We start from the raw sequence: 22238 nt of genomic DNA, 5'->3' as shown, positions 1-22238 counted from the left end.
GGATCAGGCTTTGAGCAAGGCGGAACTTTACGGGCAGGAACTCTATCAGGCCCTGCGCGAGCGGCGGACGGTGCCCCCGCTCATCGCGCGCGATGCGGCGCTCACCATCGACGATGCCTATGCCATCTCGCTGGATGCGCTGGCGCGGCGGCAGGCCGATGGCGAGAAGGTGGTCGGCAAGAAGATCGGCGTCACCAGCAAGGCCGTGCAGGACATGCTGGGCGTGCACCAGCCCGATTTCGGCTTCCTCACCGATCGCATGTGGGTGGAAGGCGATATCGACATCGCCGCGACGGGGCTGATCCAGCCGCGCGCGGAGGCCGAGATCGCCTTCATCCTGAAATCGGACCTGAACGGCCCCGGCGTGACGGCCGAGGACGTGCTGGCCGCGACCGAAAGCATCGCGCCCTGCTTCGAGATCGTCGATAGCCGCATCCAGGACTGGAAGATCGGCATCGTCGATACCGTGGCGGACAACGCCTCCTGCGGGGTGTTCGTGCTGGGCGAGGCGCGCGTCGATCCGCGCGGGCTGGACCTGCCGGGCCTTCATGTGACCGTGACCAAGAATGGCGAGCCGCTTTCCGAAGGCTATGGATCGGCGGTGCAGGGTTCGCCGCTGCAGGCGGTGGCATGGCTGGCCAATACGCTGGGCGCTTACGGCGTGACGCTGAATGCCGGCGATGTCATCCTTTCCGGCAGCCTGGTGCCGCTGGCGCCGGCGGTTGCGGGCGATGTTTTCGAGATGGAACTGCATGGGATCGGGCGCTGCGTCGCCCGGTTCGTCTGAGGAGCAGCGACGTGGGTAAGGTGAAGGCGGCGATCATCGGTTCGGGCAATATCGGCACCGACCTGATGATCAAGATGATCAAATATCCCCAGAATATGGAGCTGGTGGCTGTCGTCGGCATCGACGAGAAGTCCGAAGGGCTGGCTATGGCGCGCGAGCGCGGCGTCGCCACCACGCATGAGGGGCTCGACGGTCTGAAGGCGATGGACGTCTATCCCGAGATCGGGATCGTCTTCGACGCGACGTCCGCTTATGCCCACAAGGTGCACGATGCGGCGCTGCGCGCCGACGGCAAGCTGGTGGTGGACCTGACGCCGGCGGCGATCGGCCCTTTCACCATTCCGCCCGTGAACATGGAAGAGCATCTGGCCGAGGGCAACGTCAACATGGTGACGTGCGGCGGCCAGGCGACCATCCCGATGGTGGCGGCGGTGAGCCAGGTGGCCAAGGTCCATTATGCCGAGATCGTGGCTTCCGTCTCGTCGCGGTCGGCCGGCCCCGGCACCCGCGCCAATATCGACGAGTTCACCCGCACGACGGCCAGCGCGATCGAGAAGGTGGGCGGCGCCGAAAAGGGCAAGGCGATCATCATCCTCAACCCCGCCGAGCCGCCGATGATCATGCGCGACACGGTGTTCACGCTTTCCGAAGGGGCCGATGAGGAGACGATCCGCGCATCGGTGAAGGCGATGGTGGCCAAGGTTCAGGAATATGTGCCGGGATATCGGCTGAAGCAGGAAGTGCAGTTCGAGCGCTTCGGCGACAACAACAAGCTGAAGATCCCCGGCCGCGGCGAATTCACCGGCATCAAGACCTCGATCTTCCTCGAGGTGGAGGGCGCCGGCGATTACCTGCCGAGCTATTCGGGCAATCTCGACATCATGACTGCCGCCGCCAAGGCGACTGGCGAGCTGATGGCGCGCCGCCTGCTGGACCAGAAGGCCGCGGCCTGAGCGGCACTCCCCCCTCCCGTCGTCCCCGCGAAAGCGGGGATCCACGGAGGTGGAACGGCTGATTTGGAAACGTCCCGCGTCCATGGATTCCCGCTTTCGCGGGAATGACGGGAGGGGACGGGAGAAAGTGACGATGACCTTCGATCCCACCACCACCAAGCTCTACATCCAGGACGTGACGCTGCGTGATGGCATGCACGCGATCCGCCACATGTATGGCCTCGATCATGTCCGGGCGATTGCCAAGGCGCTGGACGAGGCCGGCGTCGACGCCATCGAGGTCGCGCATGGCGACGGGCTTTCGGGCGCGAGCTTCAACTACGGCTTCGGCGCCCATACCGACTGGGAATGGCTGGAGGCCGTGGCCGATGTGCTGACCCGTTCGGTGCTGACCACCCTGATCCTGCCGGGCGTCGGCACGGTCGAGGAGCTTCGCCGCGCCTATGACCTGGGCGTGCGTTCGGTGCGCGTGGCGACCCACTGCACCGAGGCGGACGTTTCCAGGCAGCATATCGGCATTGCCCGCGATCTGGGCATGGACGTGTCCGGTTTCCTGATGATGAGCCACATGATCGAGCCCGAGCAGCTCGCCCAGCAGGCCCTGCTGATGGAAAGCTATGGCGCGCAGTGCGTCTATGTGACGGACAGCGGCGGCGCGCTGGATATGGATGGCGTTCGTGCCCGCTTCCAGGCCTATGACCGGGTGCTGAAGCCAGAGACGCAGCGCGGCATGCACGCGCACCACAATCTCTCGCTCGGCGTCGCCAATTCGATCGTCGCGGTGCAGGAAGGCGGCATCCGCATCGACGCCAGCCTTGCCGGCATGGGCGCGGGCGCGGGCAATGCGCCGCTGGAGGTGTTCATCGCCGCCGTCGACCGCAAGGGCTGGAACCATGGCTGCGACGTGATGAAGCTGATGGACGCGGCCGAGGATCTCGTGCGTCCCTTGCAGGATCGGCCGGTCCGCGTCGATCGCGAGACGCTCGCGCTCGGCTATGCCGGCGTCTATTCGTCGTTCCTTCGCCATGCCGAGAAGGCGGCGGCGGATTACGGCCTCGACACCCGCGCGATCCTGGTCGAGCTCGGCCGGCGCAAGATGGTCGGCGGGCAGGAGGACATGATCGTCGACGTCGCGCTGGACATGATCAAGGCCCGCGACGCGGCCTGAGGGGCGAACGCCAGCCAAAAGGCGGAGCCGGAGAGGATAGGGCATGACCGATTTCACTACCGCGCGGCCTTTCGCGCATGAGAATGTGGCGCACTGGGACATCGAGACCGAGGTCGCGATCGTCGGCTTCGGCGCGAGCGGCGCCAGCGCCGCGATCGAGGCAGCACGGGCCGGCGCGCGGACCACCATCTTCGAGATGGGATCGGGCAGCGGCGGCGCCTCCGCGCTTTCGGGCGGCGAGATCTATGTCGGCGGCGGCACGGACGTGCAGCAGGCAGCCGGGTTCGACGATAGCGTCGAGGCGCTGGAAGCCTATCTGATGATGGCGGGCGGCCCCGATGCCGATGCCGCCAAGGTCTCGCTCTATGCGCGGGAAAGCCTGGCGCACTTCCAGTGGCTCAAGGATCAGGGCGTGCCCTATAAGGGCACCTTCGTGCCGGGCAAGATCATCGAGCCCGAGACCGACGATACCCTGATCTGGTCGGGCAGCGAGGAAGCCTGGCCGTTCAGCGAAAAGTCCAGGCCCGCGCCGCGCGGCCATGTGATCCAGCATATGGGCTGGGGCGGCGGGCGCCGGCTGGTCGACGTGCTGGAAGCCAAGGCGCGCGAGCTGGGCGTAGAGGTGCGCTGCGACGCGCGGGTGCTCTCGCTGGTGGCCGATCGCGACGGCGCCGTCACCGGCCTGGTCGTGAAGATCGACAACAAGCCGCAGTTCGTGCGGGCCAGCCGCGGGATCGTGCTCTGCACCGGCGGCTTCTGCATGAACCAGGATATGCTGCGCCGCTACGCGCCCGAGGCGCTGCGCCTGTCCGACCCGATCGGCGAGAATGACAATGGTTCCGGCATCCTGATGGGGATGGGCGCGGGCGGCGATGCCATCCACATGGACCAGTTCTTCACCACCTGCCCGTGGATCATGCCGCCGTCGCTGGTCTACGGCATCATCGTCAACGAACGCGGCCAGCGCTTCATCAACGAGGATTGCTATCACGGCCGCGTCAGCCGCACGATGATCGACCAGCCGGGCGGACGCGTGTTCCTGCTGGCGGACAATGCGATCTTCGAGCGTCCGTTCGAGCTTTCGCGGATCGAGATCGCCGCCGTGGGCGAGACCTGGGAAGAGGTGGAGCAGGAACTGGGCATGGTGGAAGGCACGCTGGCCGCCACCGTCCACACCTTCAACCGCTATGCCGCCGAAGGGCACGACCCGGTCTACCGCAAGCATCCGCAATGGCTGAAGGTGCTGAACGAGGGGCCGTTCGTGGCGCTGGAGCTGAACTTCAGCGAGAGCTTCTTCTCCTTCTTCACGCTGGGCGGGCTGAATACCCTGCCGACCGGCGAGGTGCTGGACAGCGCCGGCCGGGCGGTCCGTGGCCTCTACGCTGCCGGCCGCGCGACATCGGGCCTGCCGCGTTGGGGGCATGGCTACAGCTCGGGCATGAGCCTTGCCGATTGCACCTTCTTCGGCCGCCAGGCCGGGAAGCAGGCGGCGACGGCCGGCACCGCGACGCTGGTGGAGGCCGCGGAATGAGCGCATCGCCGCTGTTCCGGCCGTTCGATCACCCCAAGCTGAAGCTGCGCAACCGCATCGTGATGGCGCCGATGACGCGCAAGCGATCGCCGGGCGGCGTGCCCGGCGCGGACGTGGCCGCTTATTACCGGCGGCGCGGCGAAGGCGGGGTCGGGCTGATCCTGTCCGAAGGCGCCGGCATCCGGCGCAACGGATCGCGCTCCGACCCGGCGGTGCCCAACCTGTTCGGCGATGATGCGCTGGCGGGGTGGCAGGCCGTGGTGGATGGGGTGAAGGCCACCGGCGCGAAATTCGCCCCGCAGCTATGGCATGTCGGCGCCCGGCCGGACGAGGCCACCAAGGCCCTGCCCGAAGCGCCGATCGACAGCCCCTCCGGCCTGCCCTGGCCGGGCAAGACGGTGGCCGAGCCGATGAGCGAGGAGGCGATCGCCGATACCATCGCGGCTTATGCCGAAGCCGCGGCCAATGCCGCGAAGCTGGGCTGCGACGCGGTGGAGATCCACGGGGCGCACGGCTATCTGATCGACCAGTTCCTCTGGGACGGGACCAACCTGCGCAGCGACGGCTGGAACGGGCCGACGCTGAAGGAACGGGCGCGATTCGCGGCCGAGGTGGTGCGGGCGATGCGCCAGGCGACGGGGCCGGATTTCCCGATCCTGATCCGCATATCGCAGGACAAATCGCCTGACGGGTCGGTGCGGCTGGCGAATGATCCGGGCGAGCTGGCGTTGCTGGTGGAGGTGCTGGCCGAGGCCGGCGTCGACATATTCCACTGTTCGGGCGCACGGTTCAGTCGGCGGGAATTTGCCGGGTCCGACCTGAGCTTCGCCGGATGGGTGAAGAAGATCAGCGGCCTGCCGACGATCGCGGTGGGCACGGTCGGGCTGGACGTGCCGCCGGCGACGCCGCTGTTCGCGACGATCGCGCCGGGGCCGATCGACGAGGTGGAGAGGCGGCTGGACGCGGGCGAGTTCGATCTGGTCGCCGTGGGCCGCGCGCTGCTGGCCGATCCCGATTGGGCGGAGAAGGTGCGCGCCGGGCGGACCGACGAGCTGATCGGCTTTGAAGCCCGCTATGTCGCGGAGCTCCATTGACAGAAAAATGAATCGCATTCACCTGAAACCCAAAAGGTAGGAGGAATGCGATGCTGAATGTCGGGGGGCGGACGGCCTATACGGCGGACCACGAACAGTTCCGGGAGACGGTGCGCAAGCTCTTCGAGCGCGAGCTGGTTCCGAACCTGGACCGCTGGGAGCATGAGGGGATCGTCGACCGCGACTTCTGGCTGAAGTGCGGCGAGGCGGGGCTGCTCTGCCCGCAGGTTCCCGAGCAATATGGCGGCCTGGGCCTGGATTTCGGCTATGCCGCGATCGTGGACGAGGAGCTGTGGTATTCCGGCTCCACCGCCGGCCTGCCGCTCCATACCGATATCGCCGCCGATTATCTGGTGGATTATGCGTCCGAGGAGCTGAAGCAGGCCTGGCTGCCGAAGATGGTGTCGGGCGAGGCGATCGCGGCCATCGCGATGACGGAGCCGGGCGCCGGATCGGACCTGCAGGGCGTGCGCACCTCCGCCCGGCGCGACGGCAATCATTATGTGATCAACGGCAGCAAGACCTACATCACCAACGGCCAGAACGCCGATATCGTGATCGTCGTGGCCAAGACCGATCCGGCGCTGGGCGCCAAGGGGATCAGCCTGATCCTGGTGGAGGCCGACCGCGAAGGCTTCAAGCGCGGGCGCAACCTGGACAAGATCGGCCAGCATTCGGCCGACACGTCGGAGCTGTTCTTCGAGGATGTCCGCGTGCCGATCACCAACTGCATCGGCGCCGAGGGGCAGGGCTTCGCCTATCTGATGAACCAGCTGCCGCAGGAGCGGCTTTCGGTGGCGATCGGCGCGCAGGCGGCGGCGCAGCGCGCCTTCGACGAGGCGGTGAAGTTCGTGAAGGAACGGCAGGCCTTCGGCAAGACCATCTTCGACCAGCAGAACACCAAGTTCGTGCTGGCGGATATCAAGACCAGGCTACAGGTGGGCTGGGCCCATCTGGATTGGGCGCTGGCCCGCCATATCGCCGGCGAGCTGGACCAGTTCCAAGGCGCGGCCACCAAGCTGTGGCACACCGAGATGCAGTGGGAGGTGGTGGACGCCTGTCTGCAGCTGCATGGCGGCGCCGGCTACATGAACGAATATCCCATCGCCCGGCTGTGGCGCGACGCCCGCGTGCAGCGCATCTACGGCGGGACGAGCGAGATCATGAAGCTGGTGGTATCGAGGTCGATCTGATGGATTTCACGGGCAAGACGGCATTGGTGACGGGCGGTGCCAGCGGGATCGGCCTGGCCTGCCTTGAGCAGTTCGCCGCCGCCGGCGCCAATGTGGTGGTGGCGGATATCTCGGGCGAGGCCGCCGGGCGCGTCGCGGCGCGGCTGGGCGACAAGGGCCTGGGCTTCGGCGGCGACCTGGCCGATCCCGAAACGGTGGCCGAGCTGTTCGACGTTGCCGTCGCCCGGTTCGGCCGGATCGACTGCGCGGTGAACGCGGCCGGGATCAGCGGCAATTGGGGCGCGTTCGAGGATTTTCCGCTGGACGAATGGCACCGCGTGATCGCGGTGAACCTGACCGCCGTGTTCCTGTGCATGCAGCATGAGGCGCGGGTCATGCTGCGGCAGGGCGGCGGCGCGATCTGCAACATCTCCTCGGGCGCGGGCTTCATCGCGGCGCCGGGCATGCCGCATTATACGGCGGCCAAGCATGGCGTGCTGGGGCTGACCAAGGTGGCGGCCAAGGAATATGCGGCGCGCGGCATCCGGGTGAACGCCGTCTGCCCCGGCACCACCGACACGCCGATGATGGCGAAATCGATCGGCGGCGATCCCGAACGCCAGAAACTGATGGATTCGACCGTACCGATGGGCCGCATGGGCCGCCCGGAGGAGATCGCCGCAGCGGCCGTGTGGCTATGTTCCGATGCCGCCAGCTTCGTGAGCGGCGAGAGCATGGCCGTGGATGGGGCTTCCGTCTGCCGATAGGCTGAGGGCATCGGTTCGATGCTCGGCTGCTATCGGACTTCGGTTGAACCTTCATGCGGCAGGAAAAGCGGAGGCGGGCCTTCCTGGCAGCGTCATGCCAGCGCCGGCTGGCGTCGATGGTGATGAGTCGTGATTAAGCGACTAGGTTGGGGACTCATTTGATCCACTCGGCGATGGTGGCGACCAGTGCGATGGCGGCGAGGTAATTGGTGGCATATCGGTCATATCGCGTGGCGATGCGGCGCCAGTTCTTGAGCCTGCAGAAGAGGCGCTCGATAACATTCCTGCGGCGATAGATGCGCCTGTTCAGCGGGTAGGGCGTGCGGCGTGAGGCAGTGGACGGAATCACGGCCTTGATGCGCCGCTCGGCGAGCCAGCGGCGCAGGCTGTTGGCGTCATAGGCTTTGTCGCCGATCAGGCGTCGGGCCGGAGCGGTGACGCTTAGCAGCGGCACCGCCATGCTGATGTCGGCGACATTGCCGGGTGTCAGGGCGATGGCAACCGGTCGGCCGCGATCATCGGCCAGGCAGTGGACCTTGCAGGTCCGCCCACCGCGCGAGCGGCCGATCGCTTCCTGCCACTCCCCCTTTTTGAGCCCGCTGCCGAGCGGTGCGCCTTCACATGCGTGCTGTCGATCGACAGTTCGTCCGGCACCGGCCCGGCACCAGCGATCTTCTCGAACAAGCGCTGCCAGATGCCGCGCGATGCCCACCGGTTGTAGCGATTGTAGATGGTGGTCGGCGGCCCATATGCAGCCGGAACATCGCGCCACCGGCAGCCTGTCTTGAGCACATGCAGGATGCCAGAGATCACCGTCCGATCGTCGACCCGAGGCTTGCCCGGGCGCCCATGCGGAAGATGTGGCTCGATCGCCGCCCACGCCTCATCCGACAACCAAAACAAATGCCGTGCCATCGCCGCTCCTGCTCGAACCTATCGCAGGCAGATATTTACCAGAAAATATCAACAACTTGTATGGGTTCTCAACCTAGGCCGTAGACTCATAAGCACGGAGCCACAGTCGCATTGAGGCGAGCTGGACCATGGCCAGGAAGTTTTCGGCCAGCTTGTCGTAGCGGGTGGCAACGCGGCGGAAGTGCTTCAGCTTGGAAAAGAAGCGCTGGATCAGGTTCCGCTCTCGGTATAGCCAAGTGCTGAAGTACGGTTTTGACCGGCAGTTGGACTTTGGCGGGATGTTGGCGAATGCCCCTTTCTCGCGGAGAGACCCCGGATGCGATCGGAATCGTAGGCCTTGTCCGCCAGAATGATTGTTCCGGCACCAACATGATTGAGCAGATCGTCAGCAGCTTGGCCGTCATGGCTTTGCCCCGCGGTCAGGCTCAGCCGGATCGGGAGGCCTTGCCCGTCGACGACCGCATGGATTTTGGTCGTGAGCCCGCCTCGGGAGCGACCGAGACAATGATCTCGATCCCCCTTTTTGCCGTCGCTGCCTGCTGGTGGGCGCGAACGGAAGTGCTGTGGATCATCTGGATGTCGGCATCGTGCGCGGCGGTGACGGCGTCCATCATTCGATCCGAGACGCCAGCCTTCCGCCATCGCGCAAAGCGGTTGTAGCAGGTGGTGCGCGGGCCATAGCGCTCCGGCAGATCGCGTCATGGAGCGCCCGATCGCAGCACCCAGAATATTCCGTTCAGAACGCGCCGGTCGTCGACACGCGGCACGCCCCTCGGCTTATTGGGCAACAGCGGCTCGATCACGCGCCACTCAAAGTCAGTCAGGTCATATCGGCTCATGCCGTCGCTGAATCAGAATCTAAGCGGGATTGAAAGGTTTATGGCTGTGGAGGCGGGTCATATAGCGATCCCTCGCCCCAAGTGGGTGGAAGGTCGAGATCAGCCTGATCGCACCAAGTAAGGCGTCCGGCCTTATACGCATCACTCTCGATAAGTTCGGTATGGACGATGCGCATGGCCAACATGAGGGCTTGGAGCCCATCCAGACCGCACGCATACCGGCGAACCTCTCGTTCCGGCCATCCTATGACATAACGGCATTGGAACTCGCCTCCAGGCGCTTTCGATGGCGTGAAAAAGCAGACGACCAATTTACCGCCATCAAGCTCGAACCTGCGCTCCACGAATGGCACTTCAGTCATCTGCCCTCCTTCATCGCGGGAAGGTCTGGCATAGGGCTGAGAAGGCGGCAACTTTTATGGGTTCACGGCCTAGATTAATTTGGATTTATTCGGCGGGGTTGGCGGTTTTTTTCCGTGCTGGGCGATGTGCATGCGCCAGCCTCGGCCCGATGCCAGCCTGCGCTGGCATGGCGCGGGAGGGAGCGGCGTGGTGCGCGCGGGCATGGCGTTGGATGGGGCGGCATGATGCTGGGCCGGCTGGATGGCCTTGGCGGCAAGGTTGCGGCGGGCCGGCATGAACGGGATACATGAGGCGAAGCGGCCGATCCGATGGGTTCGGATCGGCCGCTCCTCGAAGATCGGGGCGTATCGTTCAGGCGGCCGCGTCGAGCGGCTGGCCGGTGCCGATCGCGGTGAGATCGAACGGCGTCGTCTGGTAGATCTGGTTGATCCAGTTGGCGAACAGCAGATGGGCAAGGCCGCGCCAGCGGTTTTCCGGCGGGCGGGCGGGATCGCCTTCGGGGAAATAATTGGCGGGCAGCGGCACCGGCGCGCCGCCGGCGGCATCGCGGAAATATTCGTTCGCCAGCGTCTGCGTGTCATATTCCAGATGGTTGAACATGTGCAGCATGCGGTGGCGGGGATCGTTCAGCAGGCAGAGGCCGGTCTCATCGCTGTCGAGCAGGATCTCAAGGCCGCTTTCCGCCGGGATGTCATCGTGCCGGACTTCCGACCAGCGCGAGACGGGGACGGGAATGTCGTCCGGGAAACCGCGCAGATAGGGCGAACCCGGCGCGCGATTGTCATGCCGGAACACGCCGAACGCCTTGGCGGGAAGATCATGCTTGGGCATGCCATGGAGATGGTGCAGCGCGGCCTGGGCCGCCCAGCAGATGGTGAGGCTGTGATGGACGTGCGTCTGCGTCCAGTCCAATATGTCGCGCAGCTCATCCCAATAGCTGACCTCGGCGAAGGGCAGATGCTCCACCGGGGCGCCGGTGACGATGAAGCCGTCGAAGCGTTCGGAACGCACGTCCTCCCACGCGCGGTAGAAGGTGGCCATATGATCGGCGGCCGTGTTGCGCGGGGTGTGGCCGGTGATGCGCACCAGCGTAAGCTCGACCTGAAGGGGTGTGGCGCCGATCAGCCGGGCGATCTGGGTTTCGGTGCGGATCTTGTCCGGCATCAGGTTGAGCAGCCCGATGCGAAGCGGGCGGATATCCTGCCGCACGGCATCCGCCTCGCGCATCACCACCACGCCTTCGGCCTCCAGCGTGCGGGCGGCGGGGAGCTGATCGGGAATCCTGATGGGCACTCTGACGTCCTTCTTCCTGAAGACGAACGCCCGTGGCTTGATCCGTTTCGTTGCCGGCTCGGCCACATCCTCCCCCGAAGGGGAGTGCCACCTTGCCCGGAACGGCAGGTTGGCGTTGGGCGTCGCCCCAACTCTTGATGTGGCGTCGCTTCTATGCGGATGGAGCGGCGCTGGCAAGGATTTCGACGAAGGCGGCCGCATCGGCGGCGCGGGAGGACCATGACCGATCATCTCCACATCATCACCGGCGGGCCGGGTTCGGGAAAGAGCAGCCTTGTCGGCGCGCTGGCGGCTGAAGGCTTCGCCCACATGCCGGAGGCGGGCAGGGCGATCATCCAGGATCAGCAGGCGATCGGCGGCCATGCCCTGCCATGGGATGACCGCGCCGCCTTTGCCGAATTGATGCTGGGCTGGGAATTGCGATCGCATCGCGAGGCGCGGGCCATGGCCGGGCCGGTGATCTTCGATCGCGGGGTGCCGGATGTGATCGGCTATCTGCGGCTCTGCGATCTGCCGGTGCCGGATCATGTCCGCCGGGCGGGCGAGCTGTTCCGTTACAATCCCACGGTGTTCATCGCGCCTTATTGGGCCGAAATCTTCACCCAGGATGCGGAACGCCGGCAGGAACCGGCCGAGGCGGAGGCAACCTTCCATGCGATGCGACAGGCCTATGCCGAGTTGGGCTATGATCTGATCGAGCTACCGCGCGGCCCGCTGGCGATGCGGGTGGATTTCGTTCGCCGGCATGTCGGCTGAACGGCCGGGGGCTGCCAATCTCCGCGCGGCGGTCTATCCCGGTGCGATGACCATGAGGATAAGACGATCCCGGCCGGCCGACGTGACGCGGCTGCATGCCATCTGGCGCGAGGCGGTGCTCGCGACGCATGATTTCCTGAGCGCGGAGGACTTTGCCGCGATCGATGCGATGGTGCGCGATGCCTATCTGCCCCGGGCCGCGCTGTGGGTGGCGGTGGATGGGGGGGACCGGCCGATCGCCTTCATGGGCCTTTCGGAGGCGCATGTGGATTCGCTGTTCGTCGATCCCGCGATGCACGGGCGCGGGATAGGAGCGGCGATGATCGATCATGCCCGTGGGGGCGCGGCAGGCCTTGGCGGGACGGCCCTTTCCGTGGACGTGAACGAGCAGAATGACAAGGCGGTGGGCTTCTACGCGCATTTGGGCTTCCGGGTTGCCGGGCGATCGGAGCGGGACGACGAGGGGCGGCCCTATCCCTTGCTTCATATGACGATGGCTTGAGTGTGGATGTCGTCATTTTGCGGAACGATATGTTTCATGGGCTACGCATAACGACGATGGATTTGACAAGAAGCGAGCCTTGCCGCATCGCCATGGCAAAATGACTGCGGCCTTTTGAGGGGATATGATGGCGGTTTCGCTGGCGGAATTCCGGGACGAGACGCGGACCTGGCTGGAAGAACGGCTGAACGGGCCGTTCAAGGCATTGCGCGGCCTCAACAACCATGTCGACATGATCGAGGAACGGCGCGCCTGGGAGCAGGAGCTGGGCCAGGCGCGGCTTTCCTGCATCGGCTGGCCTTCCGAGCATGGCGGCCGCGACGCCAGCATCGCCGAGCAGGTGGTGTTCGCCGAGGAATATGCCCGCGCCCATGCCCCGTCGCGGATCGGCCATATCGGCATCGAACTCGCCGGGCCGACCATCATCGCCTACGGCACCGAGGAGCAGAAGGCGCGGCATCTGCCGGGGATCGCGCGCGGCGAGGCGATCTGGTGCCAGGGCTATTCGGAGCCGAACGCCGGGTCCGACCTCGCCAATGTCCGCACCCGCGCGCGGCTGGACGGCGACACATGGATCGTCGACGGGCAGAAGATCTGGACCTCGATGGGATCGATCGCCGACTGGATCTTCGTGGTCGCGCGCAGCGAGGAGGGGAGCAAGGGGCCCAAGGGCCTGTCCTTCCTGCTGATGCCGATGGACCAGCCGGGCATCACCGTGCGGCCGATTCGCCAGATGACCGGCGAGAGCGAGTTCGCCGAGGTGTTCTTCGACGGGGCGGTGGCGCAGGCGGCCGATCTTGTCGGCCGGCCGGGTGACGGCTGGGCGGTGGCGATGGGGTTGCTGGGCTTCGAGCGCGGCGTCTCCACGCTGGTCCAGCAGATGCATTTCCAGACGGAGATGAACCAGCTTATCGCCGCTGCGAAGGCGAACGGCCGGGCGCGGGACCCGCTGATCCGCCAGCGTATCGCCGATGCCTGGACGGGGCTTTCGATCATGCGCTTCAACGCGCTACGCATGCTGAACGACGCCGGCAGCCCGGAGCTGGACGAGGCGGCGCTGACCTCCAAGCTATACTGGTCGCGCTGGCACCGCGATCTCGGCGATCTGGCCATGGACGTGCTGGGCGTGGCGGGCGAGATAGGCGGCGGGGATTATCGCTATGACGGGCTGGTCCATGCCCATCTGATGAGCCGTTCGGACACGATCTATGCGGGATCGAGCCAGATCCAGCGCAACATCATCGCCGAACGCGGGCTGGGCCTGCCCAGGGAGCCGCGCGGCGACCTGTGAGGGCGGAGGGGATGATAAAAAGGCGCCATCAATCCCCTTGACCCGGCCGCTGCCGCGCCTAGACTGAATCCCGTTCATTTTGTGGCGGAGAGGGCCGGAATGGCGGCGAGACAGTATAAGGCGGGAATGAAGCTGAAAAGCGCGGTCTGCGATACGCAGATCATGGTGCTGCGGGTGCCCGCCGAGCCGCTGGACCTGCGCATCGGCGGTGCGCCGGCACTGGCGGGCGACGAGGCCGGCGACGGCGCCACGATCGATCCGGCGCTGGCCGGCGGATCGCTGACCGGCAAGCGTTATACCGACGCGGAGGAGACGATGGAGTTCCTCTGCACCAAGGGCGGCGAGGGCACGATCACCGTGGCCGGCCGGGAAATCGGCATCAAGCAGGCCAAGGCGCTGCCTTCATCCGACTGAGGAGGCGGCGATGAACATCTTCATGCTGCTGGAAATGGCGGCGGACGCCATGCCGGACCGCGTGGCGCTGGTGTGCGACGGCGAGAGCCTGACCTATGGCGAGCTGCTGACGGCGGCGAAGGGTGCTGCCGCGCTGGCGATCGCGCGCGGGGCGGAGCGGCTGGCCTTCCTCGACATCAACGGGCCGGCGGCGCCGGTCGCGCTGTTCGGCGCGGCGCTGGCGGGCATACCCTATGTGCCGATCAACTACCGCCTGACCGAGCCCGAGATCGCGGCCCTGCTGGAACGGGTTTCGCCCGCTTTGCTGGTGAGCGGGCGGAGCGCGGTGCCGGCCGGCATCAGCGCGATCGCCGCGGGCGAGTTCCTGGCGCTGGCGAAGGCGGGCGGCGGCGAGGATCTGGTGGCGCCGGACGAGGAACGCGGCATCGCCGTGGAGCTGTTCACCAGCGGCACGACCGGCGTGCCCAAGGCCGCGATCCTGCGGCACGATAATCTGCTGGCCTATATCCTCGGCACGGTGGAGTTCATGGGCGCGGATGAGGGCGATGCCGCCATCGTGACGGTGCCGCCATACCACATCGCCGGCATTTCGGCGGTGCTGAGCTCGATCTATGCCGGGCGGCGGATGGTGCAGCTTCCCAATTTCGAGGCGGGCGGCTGGCTGGCGCTGGCGCGGGTGCACGGCATTTCCAACGCCTTCCTGGTGCCGACCATGCTGCAACGGATCGTCGAGCATCTCGACGCGACCGGGGAGCAGGCGGACCTGCCGGCGCTCAGGGCGCTGGCCTATGGCGGCGGCAAGATGCCGCTGCCGGTGATCGAGCGGGCGATGGCGCTGTTCCCCGGCGTGGATTTCACCAACGCCTATGGCCTGACGGAAACGAGCAGCACCATCTGCCTGCTGGACCCGGCGTCGCACCGCGCGGCCGCGCAGTCGGACGATCCGGCGGTGCGACGCCGGCTGGGATCGGTGGGGCGGCCGCTGCCGACGGTGGAACTGGCCATCCGCGACGAGGACGGGCGGCTGCTCGGCCCCGGCGAGGCGGGGCTGGTGTTCGTGCGCGGCGATCAGGTGGCGGGCGAATATCATGGCCTTGGGCGCCAGACCGACGATGACGGCTGGTTCCCGACCCGAGATCGCGGCTGGGTGGATGAGGAGGGCTTCCTGTTCCTCGACGGGCGCGCGGACGACGTGATCGTGCGCGGCGGCGAGAATATCTCCCCCGGCGAGATCGAGGAGGTGCTCACCTCGCATCCGGCGGTGGCTGAGTGCGCGGTGGTGGCGATGCCCGACCCGGAATGGGGCGAGGGCGTGGCCGCCGCGATCGTGCTGGCCAACGGGGCGCAGGCGGCGGCGGAGGAATTGCAGGCGCTGGTGCGGGGCCGGCTGCGTTCCAGCCGCGTGCCGCAGGCGATCCGCTTCGTCGATGAGCTGCCCTATAACGAGACGGGCAAGCTGCTGCGGCGGGTGATTAGGGAGCAGTTCGCCGCCTGATATGGGCTGTCAGGAATGGCGCGTTTCCACCTGATATCAAATGACAATTAGGTTGGCGGCGTGCCATTTGCGGCCAGCACGTTGCCGGCGAGATAGAGCGAGCCCGCGATCAGGACAACCGGCGGGCGGGCGCGATCGGCGTGCCGGGCGATCCAGGCGATGGCGTCGATCGGGTCTGCCGCCGTCATGGCACCGAGCCCCGTCAAACGGGCGGCGGCCGCCAATGCGGCGGGAAGATGATGGGCGTGGCCGGGGATGGGCACGGTGTGGACTGTGGCGGTGCGCCCGGCAAAGGGCTTGAGAAAGCCGAGCGGGTCCTTGTTCTCGAGCAGCCCGAGGATGATGTGGAAAGGCCGCCCCGCGGGCACCTTGCCGCGGAAGAAATCGGCGATCACGCGCGCGGCCGCGGGATTATGCCCGCCGTCGAGCCAGAGATCGGAACCGGGTGGCAGGCGATCCACGAGCGTGCCGGTGGCCAGATGCTGGAGCCGCGCAGGCCATTCGGCCCATCCCATCGCCGCGCGTAACGCCGAAACGGGCACGGGAACGGCCTGCTGGTGGCGGAGCATCGCGATCGCCAGCGCCGCATTCTGCGTCTGATGCTGGCCGGGGAGACGGGGAAGCGGCAGATCGAGCTTTCCCGCCTCGTCGCGATAATGGATGCGCCCCTGATAAGCGACCGAATCCCATTGCCCGCCCTTGGCGAGCCAGGGGGCGCCGGCCGCGCGGACGACCTCGCCGATCCGGTTGGCGACGGGGGCGGGATAATGCTGCGTCACGATCGGGACGCCCGGCTTGGCTATCCCGGCCTTTTCGGCGGCGATATCCTCGATCCGGTCGCCCAGGAATGCCTGATGATCGATGCCGAGCTGGGCAATGCCGCAGATCGCCGGCCGGGCAATGACATTGGTAGCATCCAGCCGGCCGCCCAGGCCCACCTCGATGATGCAGGCATCGGCCGGCGTGCGGGCGAAGGCCAGGAAAGCGGCAGCCGTGGTGACTTCGAAGAAACTGGGCGAAATATCGCCTGCGATATCCAGCACCTCGGCCAGCAAGGTGGCAAGGGTTGTATCTTCAATGAGTTGCCCGGCGATCCTGATACGTTCGTTGAAGCGAACGAGGTGCGGACTGGTATAGACGTGGACGCTATGGCCGGCCGCTTCCAGCGCGGCGCGCAGATAGGCGCAGGTCGATCCCTTGCCGTTGGTTCCGGCGACGTGGAAGACGGGAGGGAGGCTGCGTTCGGGATTGCCGAGGCGATCGAGCAGTGCGCGGATGCGTTCGAGCCCCAGGATATCGCGGCCGGGAGAGAGTGCTGCCAGCCGATCGAGCTGGGCCTGGACGGCGGGGTCGCTGGAAACGGCGTGATCGGCCATGGACGGTTACTTTCGGTGCGGCGCGCGGACCGAAGCGCCGCGCCCGCCAGTTCCGCCGCCCGGACCTCTCCCGCCGGCCTCCATCGGAAATGGCGGGCCGGCATCGCATCCGCGCGGCGACATTGCCTTCAGGCCGGTTCCGGCACCAGATAATCGACGAGGGTGGCCAGCGTCTCGCGCAGCTTGTGGCGATGCGTGACCATATCGACCATGCCATGTTCCAGCAGATATTCGGCGCGCTGGAAGCCCGGCGGCAGCTTTTCGCGGATCGTCTGTTCGATCACCCGCTGGCCGGCGAAGCCGATCAGGGCGCCCGGCTCGGCGATCTGGATGTCACCCAGCATCGCATAGGATGCGGTGACGCCGCCGGTGGTGGGATCGGTGAGGACGACGATATAGGGCAGGCCGGCCTCGCGCAGCATCTCGATCGCCACGGTCGTCTTGGGCATCTGCATCAGCGAAAGAATGCCTTCCTGCATCCGCGCGCCGCCGGCCGCCGTGAAGATCACATAGGCGCAGCGTTCCGCGATCGCGGCTTCGGCCCCGGCCACGAAGGCGGCGCCCACGCCCATGCCCATCGATCCGCCCATGAAGGCGAAATCCTGCACGCCGACCACGGCCTTCTTGCCTTCGATCAGGCCCTTGGCATTGATCAGCGCATCCTGCTCGCCCGTCGCCGCGCGGGCGGCCTTGATGCGATCGGTATAACGCTTGGAATCGCGGAATTTGAGGGGGTCCTCGCGCACCGCCGGCATCGGCAGCAGCGTATAGACGCCGCCGTCGAAAAGCTGGTTGAAGCGCGCGTCGGGGCCGATGCGACCATGATGATCGCAGCGCGGGCAGACCGACTGGTTTTCCTCATATTCCTTGACGAACACCATCTGCCCGCAGCCGGGGCATTTATGCCAGAGATTGTCCGGCGTCTCCCGCTTGGCGATGAAGGGGATGGATTTGCGGACCCTGTCGATCCAGCTCATGCTGCCTGCTCCTGTCGGGCGGTGCGAACAGCGTCGCTCAACCCTTTGACGATATTGAATACATCCGACGAAGAATCGCGACCTTCGGCGGCTGCGGCGCCGATCGCCTCCACGATCGCGGAGCCGACGACGACGCCATCGGCGACCCTGGCGATGGCAGCCGCCTGCGCCGGCGTGCGGACGCCGAAGCCGACCGCGACCGGCAGATCGGTGGCCGCCTTCAGCCCCGCCACCGCCGCCTCGATGCTGGCCTGCGCGGCCTGCTGAAGCCCGGTGATGCCGGCGACCGAGACGTAGTAAAGGAAACCGGAGGCGCCAGCGAGCACGGCGGGCAGGCGGGCCTTGTCCGTCGTGGGGGTGGCGAGCCGGATGATGTCGATGCCGGCATCCCGGAGCGTCGGCCCCAGCGCGTCATCCTCCTCGACCGGGATATCGACGCAGATCACGCCGTCGACGCCCGCTTCGGCCGCGGCCCCGGCGAACCATTGCGGACCACGGCGCACCATCGGGTTGGCATAGCCCATCAGCACCAGCGGCACATGCGGGTGGCGTTGCCGGAAATTCCTGGCGATATCCAATATGATGGCGGTGGTTGTTCCAGCGCCGAGCGAACGAAGATTCGCCCGCTGGATGGCAGGGCCATCGGCCATCGGATCGGTGAACGGCATGCCCAGTTCGATCACGTCGGCGCCGCCCGCGACCAGCGCATCGAGGATATCGGCCGTGGCCGCAGGCGTGGGATCGCCGCCGGTGACGAAGGTGACGAGCGCGGCGCGGCCCTCGGCGGCGCAGGCCGCGAAGGTGGCGGCAAGGCGGCTCACAGTTCCACCCCCAGTTCCTTTGCCACGGTGAAGATATCCTTATCCCCCCGGCCGCTGACATTGACGACGAGGATCTCGTCCTTGCCCATGGTGGGCGCGATCCGTTCGGCCACGGCGAGCGCATGGGCGGATTCGAGCGCGGGGATGATGCCTTCCAGCCGGCACAGCGTCTGGAAGGCGGCCAGCGCCTCGGCATCGGTGCAGGGTTCGTAGCGGACCCGGCCGATATCGTGCAGCCAGCTATGTTCCGGCCCGATGCCCGGATAATCGAGCCCGGCGGAAATCGAATGGGCCTCCGCGATCTGGCCGTCCTCGTCCTGGAGCAGATAGGTGCGGTTGCCGTGGAGCACGCCGGGCGAGCCGCCGGCGATGCTGGCGGCATGGCGCGGCGTATCGAGCCCGTCGCCCGCTGCCTCCACACCGATCAGCGCGACATCGGGATCGTCGAGGAAGGGGTGGAAGATGCCGATCGCGTTCGATCCGCCGCCGACGGGGGCGATGATCGTATCGGGAAGGCGGCCTTCCGCCTCCATGATCTGGGCGCGGGTTTCATCCCCGATCACCGACTGGAAATCGCGCACCAGTTCCGGATAGGGGTGCGGGCCGGCGGCGGTGCCGATGATGTAGAAGGTGTCGTGGACGTTGGCGACCCAGTGGCGCAGCGCCTCGTTCATCGCATCCTTCAGCGTCTGCGCGCCGGACTGGACGGCTTCGACCTCGGCGCCGAGCAGCTTCATGCGAAAGACGTTGGGCTGCTGGCGCGCCACGTCCACTGCGCCCATGAAGATGGTGCAGGGCAGGCCGAAGCGCGCGGCGACGGTGGCGGTGGCGACGCCGTGCTGGCCGGCGCCGGTTTCGGCGATGATCCGCGTCTTGCCCATGCGGCGGGCGAGCAGGATCTGGCCGATGCAGTTGTTGATCTTGTGCGCGCCGGTGTGGTTCAGTTCCTCGCGCTTCAGGTAGATCTTCGCGCCGCCCAGATGCTCCGTCAGCCGGGGCGCGAAATAAAGCGGGCTGGGGCGGCCGACATAATGCTTCATCAGATCGTCGAATTCGGCCTTGAAGGCGGGGTCCGCCTTGGCCGCGCGATATTCGCGCTCGAGATCGAGGATCAGCGGCATCAGCGTCTCGGCGACGTAGCGGCCGCCGAACTGGCCGAAATGGCCGCGCGCATCGGGCTGCGTGCGAAGCGAATTGGGTATGGCTGGAGTTGGGGTCATAGCTGTGACGCCGATTGGAGGAAGGCGGCGATCTTGTCCACATCCTTCACGCCGGGGCTGGTTTCCACCCCGGAGGACGTATCCACCAGATCCGCGCCGGTGACGCCGACGGCTTCGGCGAGGTTGCGGGCATCCAGGCCGCCCGAAAGCGCCCAGGGCAGCGGGTGCCGGAAGCCTTCGAGCAGATGCCAGTCGAAGCGCAGGCCCATGCCGCCGGGCAGATCGGCCTCGTCTGGCGTCTTGGCGTCATAAAGGATGCGATCGGCGGCGTCGCGATAGCGGGCGGCGGCGGCGAGATCCGCGCGGGCCTTGACCGGAATGGCCTTCCAGATGCCGATGCCGTGGCGGCGGGCGAGGACGGCGGCGCGCTCGGGCGGCTCGGCGCCGTGAAGTTGCAGGATATCGAGGCCGGCGGCCGCCACCGCCCGATCGACGAAGGCGTCATCGGGGTTCACGAGCACGCCCACCTTGCGGACATGGCCGGGAATGAGGGCCGCGAGCGCGGCGGCGCGATCGAAATCGAGGTTGCGCGGGCTTTTCGCGAAGAAGACGAAGCCGACATAAGCGGCGCCATGGGCGATGGCCGCACCCAGCGTTTCGGGCGTGGAAAGGCCGCAAATCTTGGTCTGAACAGGCAAGCGCTGGTCCTTCTCGGAAGGCCCGGAGCCCTAGTGCATGCGAGGCGCGAAGCCAAGCCGCGAGGGGGAAGCTATTGAGGGCCGGGGCCCAGCACCGCCATGTCGCCGACATGGGCGCGGTTGTGCTTGATCCGTTCGGCGATGCGCCAGCCGGCGGGGGTGCGGACCCAGCGATCCCGATAATCGCCCAGGGTGCGGAAGGTGAGGTGGGCGCGATCGCCAAGGCCGACATGCATGTCCGCCACATAGGCGCTGCTCGTCGCGGCATCGCCGTCCACATCGATCACGACATTGGCGAGAAGATGCTGGGTGGGGCCGCAACCATCGAGGAAGCTGCGCATTTCCGTGACGATCGCCGCCCGGCCGAAGCGACGGCCGATGCCGTAATCGGCCTCCGCATCTTCCAGCAGCACATCATCGAGGCGGTGCCATTCGCGCCGGTCCATCGCCTCCGCGAAGCGGCAGAGCTGGCGGTAGATGGCGCGTTCGTCGAGGAGAAGCTGGAGAATAATGGATTCGGACATGGGGTGAGCGTCCATCGCCATCGCCTGCGCGTCCAGCCCGGCGAGGACGGGAGCGCGGCCCTAAAGCGGCGGGAAGGCCACGATCTTCAGATCAGCTCGCTTAGGCCGAGGAAGTCCAGCAGCGCCGCGCGCGCGGCCTCGGCCTGAACCCATAGATCGGGGGAGGCGAGGTCCTGCGGGGCGATCGCCTCCGGCCAGTGGCGCTCGACCAGGGCGGCGATGGCATCGAGCCGCGCGGGATCGACCAGGAAGCGCGGGTCGATCGTCGCCGGGTCGGCCGCGACGCGCAGGCGCAGGCAGGCGGGGCCGCCGCCGTTGGACATGGATTCGCGCACGTCCACCAGTTCCAGCCGCCGGATCGGGCCGTTGCCGGCGACCATATCGTTGAGCCAGGCCCAGACGGCGGGCGTATCCCGCGCCTCGGTGGGCAGGATCAGCGCGCTTTCGCCTGTGGGCAAGGTGACGAGCTGGGCGTTGAACAGGTAGGAGCGGATCGCATCGTCAAGGCTGACGCGGGCGGCGGGGACCTCGACGATCTCGACATCGGGCATCAGCCGGCGAAGGTCCGCGTAGAAGCGGTCCTTGTCCGCGAATGCCTGTTCGTGGGCGAAGAGGACGCGGCCGTCGGCGACCGCGACGACATCGTTGTGGAAGGCCCCGGCGGCGATCGCTTCTTCCGACTGGGCGGCGAAGAGGGTGCGGGACGGATCGAGGCCGTGGAGGCGGGCCACCGCCCGGCTGGCTTCGATATGCTGGCGGGCGGGGAAGGGGCCGCCTTTCTCGCCATAGACGAAAATCTCGACGCCGGGCGATCCGTGGCTGGGGGCGAGCCGCATGTGATTGGCGGCGCCTTCATCGCCGAAGGGCGGCGGCACGGGGCCGTGGACGGCGAAATGCGCGGCATCGGCGAAGGCCAGCCGCAACTGGGCGAGCGTCCCCTGCCATTCATGGCTGCGATGCGGCATGGTGACGAGATTGGCGACGGTCAGGTGGCAGCGGCTGTCCGCCGTGTCGGGCGCGGGCGATACCGTGGCGGCATTCGCGGCCCACATCGGCGAGGCGGAAAGGGCATTGGCGAGGAGACCGGGATCGGCATCCTCCGCCGTGGTGCCCAGCGAAGCCAGCCAGGCGCGATCGGGCCGGCGATGGGGCGGCAATATCCCCTGCGGCAGCCCCAAGGCGAGGTTGGCGCGCATCTTGGCGATGCCCTGGAGCGCGGCCGCGCGGGGATGCGAGGTGCGGCCGGCATTGGCGGTGGCGGCGAGATTGCCGAGGCTGAGCCCGGCATAATTGTGGGTGGGGCCGACGATGCCGTCGAAATTGATCTCGATGATTGCCATGG

21 protein-coding genes, 2 pseudogenes and 1 riboswitch are annotated in these 22238 nt (G+C 66.9%); of the genes and pseudogenes, 12 read left to right on the top strand and 11 right to left on the bottom strand.

The features are described 5' to 3' along the window. Positions 1–10: 10 nt before the first annotated feature. From G432_RS02010 to G432_RS01980, 7 genes are all read left to right on the top strand, one after another. Entirely contained in the window at positions 11–787 is a 777-nt protein-coding gene (locus tag G432_RS02010) for a fumarylacetoacetate hydrolase family protein (RefSeq protein ID WP_015457141.1), read from the top strand. Positions 788–798: 11 nt separating this feature from the next. After that, positions 799–1740 carry an acetaldehyde dehydrogenase (acetylating) gene (locus tag G432_RS02005; RefSeq protein ID WP_015457140.1) on the top strand — a complete coding sequence of 314 codons (942 nt, stop codon included), beginning with the start codon at positions 799–801 and terminating at the stop codon, positions 1738–1740. 133 nt (positions 1741–1873) lie between these two features. Continuing rightward, a complete protein-coding gene (dmpG, locus tag G432_RS02000; RefSeq protein WP_015457139.1) occupies positions 1874–2908 on the top strand; it encodes a 4-hydroxy-2-oxovalerate aldolase in 1035 nt (344 codons plus the stop codon). A gap of 43 nt (positions 2909–2951) precedes the next feature. Further along, positions 2952–4439: an FAD-dependent oxidoreductase gene (locus G432_RS01995; RefSeq protein ID WP_015457138.1), complete on the top strand. Its 1488-nt coding sequence runs from the start codon at positions 2952–2954 to the stop codon at positions 4437–4439. Beyond that, complete coding sequence (locus G432_RS01990; protein WP_015457137.1) at positions 4436–5533, top strand: oxidoreductase; 1098 nt, start codon at positions 4436–4438, stop codon at positions 5531–5533. Before G432_RS01995 ends, G432_RS01990 begins: the two co-directional genes overlap by 4 nt. A 50-nt stretch (positions 5534–5583) precedes the next feature. Continuing rightward, positions 5584–6726: an acyl-CoA dehydrogenase family protein gene (locus G432_RS01985; protein ID WP_015457136.1), complete on the top strand. Its 1143-nt coding sequence runs from the start codon at positions 5584–5586 to the stop codon at positions 6724–6726. After that, on the top strand, positions 6726–7472 hold the full coding sequence (locus G432_RS01980; protein WP_015457135.1) for an SDR family NAD(P)-dependent oxidoreductase: 747 nt from the start codon (positions 6726–6728) through the stop codon (positions 7470–7472). Before G432_RS01985 ends, G432_RS01980 begins: the two co-directional genes overlap by 1 nt. Positions 7473–7626: 154 nt before the next feature. On the opposite strand, the pseudogene G432_RS22255 reads toward G432_RS01980, so the two are convergent. The 4 genes and pseudogenes from G432_RS22255 to G432_RS01960 form a co-directional block, all read right to left on the bottom strand. Further along, a pseudogene (locus tag G432_RS22255) lies at positions 7627–8387 on the bottom strand (IS5 family transposase). Between the two features lie 73 nt (positions 8388–8460). Further along, a pseudogene (locus G432_RS22250) lies at positions 8461–9226 on the bottom strand (IS5 family transposase). 38 nt (positions 9227–9264) lie between these two features. Then, positions 9265–9588 (bottom strand): DUF6968 family protein, encoded by a 324-nt coding sequence (locus G432_RS24385; RefSeq protein WP_443024287.1) that lies wholly within the window; start codon positions 9586–9588, stop codon positions 9265–9267. Positions 9589–9940: 352 nt separating this feature from the next. Further along, positions 9941–10882: a homoserine O-succinyltransferase gene (locus G432_RS01960; protein ID WP_015457131.1), complete on the bottom strand. Its 942-nt coding sequence runs from the start codon at positions 10880–10882 to the stop codon at positions 9941–9943. Between the two features lie 36 nt (positions 10883–10918). Then, positions 10919–11028: riboswitch (SAM-I-IV-variant riboswitch) on the bottom strand. A gap of 73 nt (positions 11029–11101) precedes the next feature. Between G432_RS01960 and G432_RS01955 the strand changes: the two genes are divergently transcribed. The 5 genes from G432_RS01955 (at position 11102) to G432_RS01935 (ending at position 15340) form a co-directional block, all read left to right on the top strand. Then, positions 11102–11638: an AAA family ATPase gene (locus tag G432_RS01955; protein ID WP_015457130.1), complete on the top strand. Its 537-nt coding sequence runs from the start codon at positions 11102–11104 to the stop codon at positions 11636–11638. Continuing rightward, complete coding sequence (locus G432_RS01950) at positions 11628–12140, top strand: acetyltransferase (RefSeq protein WP_015457129.1); 513 nt, start codon at positions 11628–11630, stop codon at positions 12138–12140. Before G432_RS01955 ends, G432_RS01950 begins: the two co-directional genes overlap by 11 nt. Positions 12141–12267: 127 nt before the next feature. Continuing rightward, positions 12268–13431, top strand: coding sequence for an acyl-CoA dehydrogenase family protein (locus G432_RS01945; RefSeq protein WP_015457128.1), 1164 nt, complete (start codon positions 12268–12270; stop codon positions 13429–13431). Between the two features lie 126 nt (positions 13432–13557). Further along, positions 13558–13845: a hypothetical protein gene (locus G432_RS01940; protein WP_236626832.1), complete on the top strand. Its 288-nt coding sequence runs from the start codon at positions 13558–13560 to the stop codon at positions 13843–13845. A 10-nt stretch (positions 13846–13855) separates the two neighbouring features. Beyond that, positions 13856–15340, top strand: a complete 1485-nt coding sequence (locus tag G432_RS01935) for a class I adenylate-forming enzyme family protein (RefSeq protein WP_015457126.1) — start codon at positions 13856–13858, stop codon at positions 15338–15340. A gap of 47 nt (positions 15341–15387) precedes the next feature. Here G432_RS01935 and G432_RS01930 read toward each other — a convergent pair whose 3' ends face one another. The 7 genes from G432_RS01930 to G432_RS01900 all read right to left on the bottom strand — a co-directional run bounded on the left by G432_RS01930 (position 15388) and on the right by G432_RS01900 (position 22236). Continuing rightward, positions 15388–16716, bottom strand: a complete 1329-nt coding sequence (locus G432_RS01930; protein ID WP_015457125.1) for a bifunctional folylpolyglutamate synthase/dihydrofolate synthase — start codon at positions 16714–16716, stop codon at positions 15388–15390. A 128-nt stretch (positions 16717–16844) separates the two neighbouring features. Then, a complete protein-coding gene (gene accD / locus G432_RS01925) occupies positions 16845–17693 on the bottom strand; it encodes an acetyl-CoA carboxylase, carboxyltransferase subunit beta (RefSeq protein ID WP_015457124.1) in 849 nt (282 codons plus the stop codon). After that, on the bottom strand, positions 17690–18514 hold the full coding sequence (gene trpA, locus G432_RS01920) for a tryptophan synthase subunit alpha (RefSeq protein WP_015457123.1): 825 nt from the start codon (positions 18512–18514) through the stop codon (positions 17690–17692). Before trpA ends, accD begins: the two co-directional genes overlap by 4 nt. Further along, positions 18511–19734 carry a tryptophan synthase subunit beta gene (gene trpB, locus G432_RS01915; protein ID WP_015457122.1) on the bottom strand — a complete coding sequence of 408 codons (1224 nt, stop codon included), beginning with the start codon at positions 19732–19734 and terminating at the stop codon, positions 18511–18513. The genes trpA and trpB overlap by 4 nt, the downstream gene beginning before the upstream one ends. Beyond that, positions 19731–20372, bottom strand: a complete 642-nt coding sequence (locus G432_RS01910) for a phosphoribosylanthranilate isomerase (protein WP_015457121.1) — start codon at positions 20370–20372, stop codon at positions 19731–19733. The genes trpB and G432_RS01910 overlap by 4 nt, the downstream gene beginning before the upstream one ends. A gap of 71 nt (positions 20373–20443) precedes the next feature. Further along, entirely contained in the window at positions 20444–20896 is a 453-nt protein-coding gene (locus G432_RS01905) for a nuclear transport factor 2 family protein (protein ID WP_015457120.1), read from the bottom strand. Positions 20897–20982: 86 nt separating this feature from the next. After that, positions 20983–22236, bottom strand: coding sequence for an N-succinylarginine dihydrolase (locus tag G432_RS01900; RefSeq protein WP_015457119.1), 1254 nt, complete (start codon positions 22234–22236; stop codon positions 20983–20985). Positions 22237–22238: the final 2 nt, after the last annotated feature.

Origin of the sequence: Sphingomonas sp. MM-1 (genome assembly GCF_000347675.2) — a bacterium.
Taxonomy (GTDB): Bacteria; Pseudomonadota; Alphaproteobacteria; order Sphingomonadales; family Sphingomonadaceae; genus Sphingomonas_E; species Sphingomonas_E fennica.
The sequence above is the reverse complement of the archived record's forward strand: the minus strand, read 5'-3'. Positions and strand labels throughout refer to the sequence as shown.

What these genes read in the sequence shown, in the direction of transcription:
- G432_RS01940 (WP_236626832.1), top strand. Translation starts at nt 13,558, where the DNA reads ATGAAGCTGAAAAGCGCGGTCTGCGATACGCAGATCATGGTGCTGCGG.
- G432_RS01995 (WP_015457138.1), top strand. Translation starts at nt 2,952, where the DNA reads ATGACCGATTTCACTACCGCGCGGCCTTTCGCGCATGAGAATGTGGCG.
- G432_RS01980 (WP_015457135.1), top strand. Translation starts at nt 6,726, where the DNA reads ATGGATTTCACGGGCAAGACGGCATTGGTGACGGGCGGTGCCAGCGGG.
- G432_RS01950 (WP_015457129.1), top strand. Translation starts at nt 11,628, where the DNA reads ATGTCGGCTGAACGGCCGGGGGCTGCCAATCTCCGCGCGGCGGTCTAT.
- accD (WP_015457124.1), bottom strand. Translation starts at nt 17,693, where the DNA reads ATGAGCTGGATCGACAGGGTCCGCAAATCCATCCCCTTCATCGCCAAG.
- G432_RS24385 (WP_443024287.1), bottom strand. Translation starts at nt 9,588, where the DNA reads ATGACTGAAGTGCCATTCGTGGAGCGCAGGTTCGAGCTTGATGGCGGT.
- trpB (WP_015457122.1), bottom strand. Translation starts at nt 19,734, where the DNA reads ATGACCCCAACTCCAGCCATACCCAATTCGCTTCGCACGCAGCCCGAT.
- G432_RS01900 (WP_015457119.1), bottom strand. Translation starts at nt 22,236, where the DNA reads ATGGCAATCATCGAGATCAATTTCGACGGCATCGTCGGCCCCACCCAC.
- G432_RS01930 (WP_015457125.1), bottom strand. Translation starts at nt 16,716, where the DNA reads ATGGCCGATCACGCCGTTTCCAGCGACCCCGCCGTCCAGGCCCAGCTC.
- G432_RS01955 (WP_015457130.1), top strand. Translation starts at nt 11,102, where the DNA reads ATGACCGATCATCTCCACATCATCACCGGCGGGCCGGGTTCGGGAAAG.
- G432_RS01990 (WP_015457137.1), top strand. Translation starts at nt 4,436, where the DNA reads ATGAGCGCATCGCCGCTGTTCCGGCCGTTCGATCACCCCAAGCTGAAG.
- G432_RS01905 (WP_015457120.1), bottom strand. Translation starts at nt 20,896, where the DNA reads ATGTCCGAATCCATTATTCTCCAGCTTCTCCTCGACGAACGCGCCATC.
- dmpG (WP_015457139.1), top strand. Translation starts at nt 1,874, where the DNA reads ATGACCTTCGATCCCACCACCACCAAGCTCTACATCCAGGACGTGACG.
- G432_RS01935 (WP_015457126.1), top strand. Translation starts at nt 13,856, where the DNA reads ATGAACATCTTCATGCTGCTGGAAATGGCGGCGGACGCCATGCCGGAC.
- G432_RS01945 (WP_015457128.1), top strand. Translation starts at nt 12,268, where the DNA reads ATGGCGGTTTCGCTGGCGGAATTCCGGGACGAGACGCGGACCTGGCTG.
- G432_RS01985 (WP_015457136.1), top strand. Translation starts at nt 5,584, where the DNA reads ATGCTGAATGTCGGGGGGCGGACGGCCTATACGGCGGACCACGAACAG.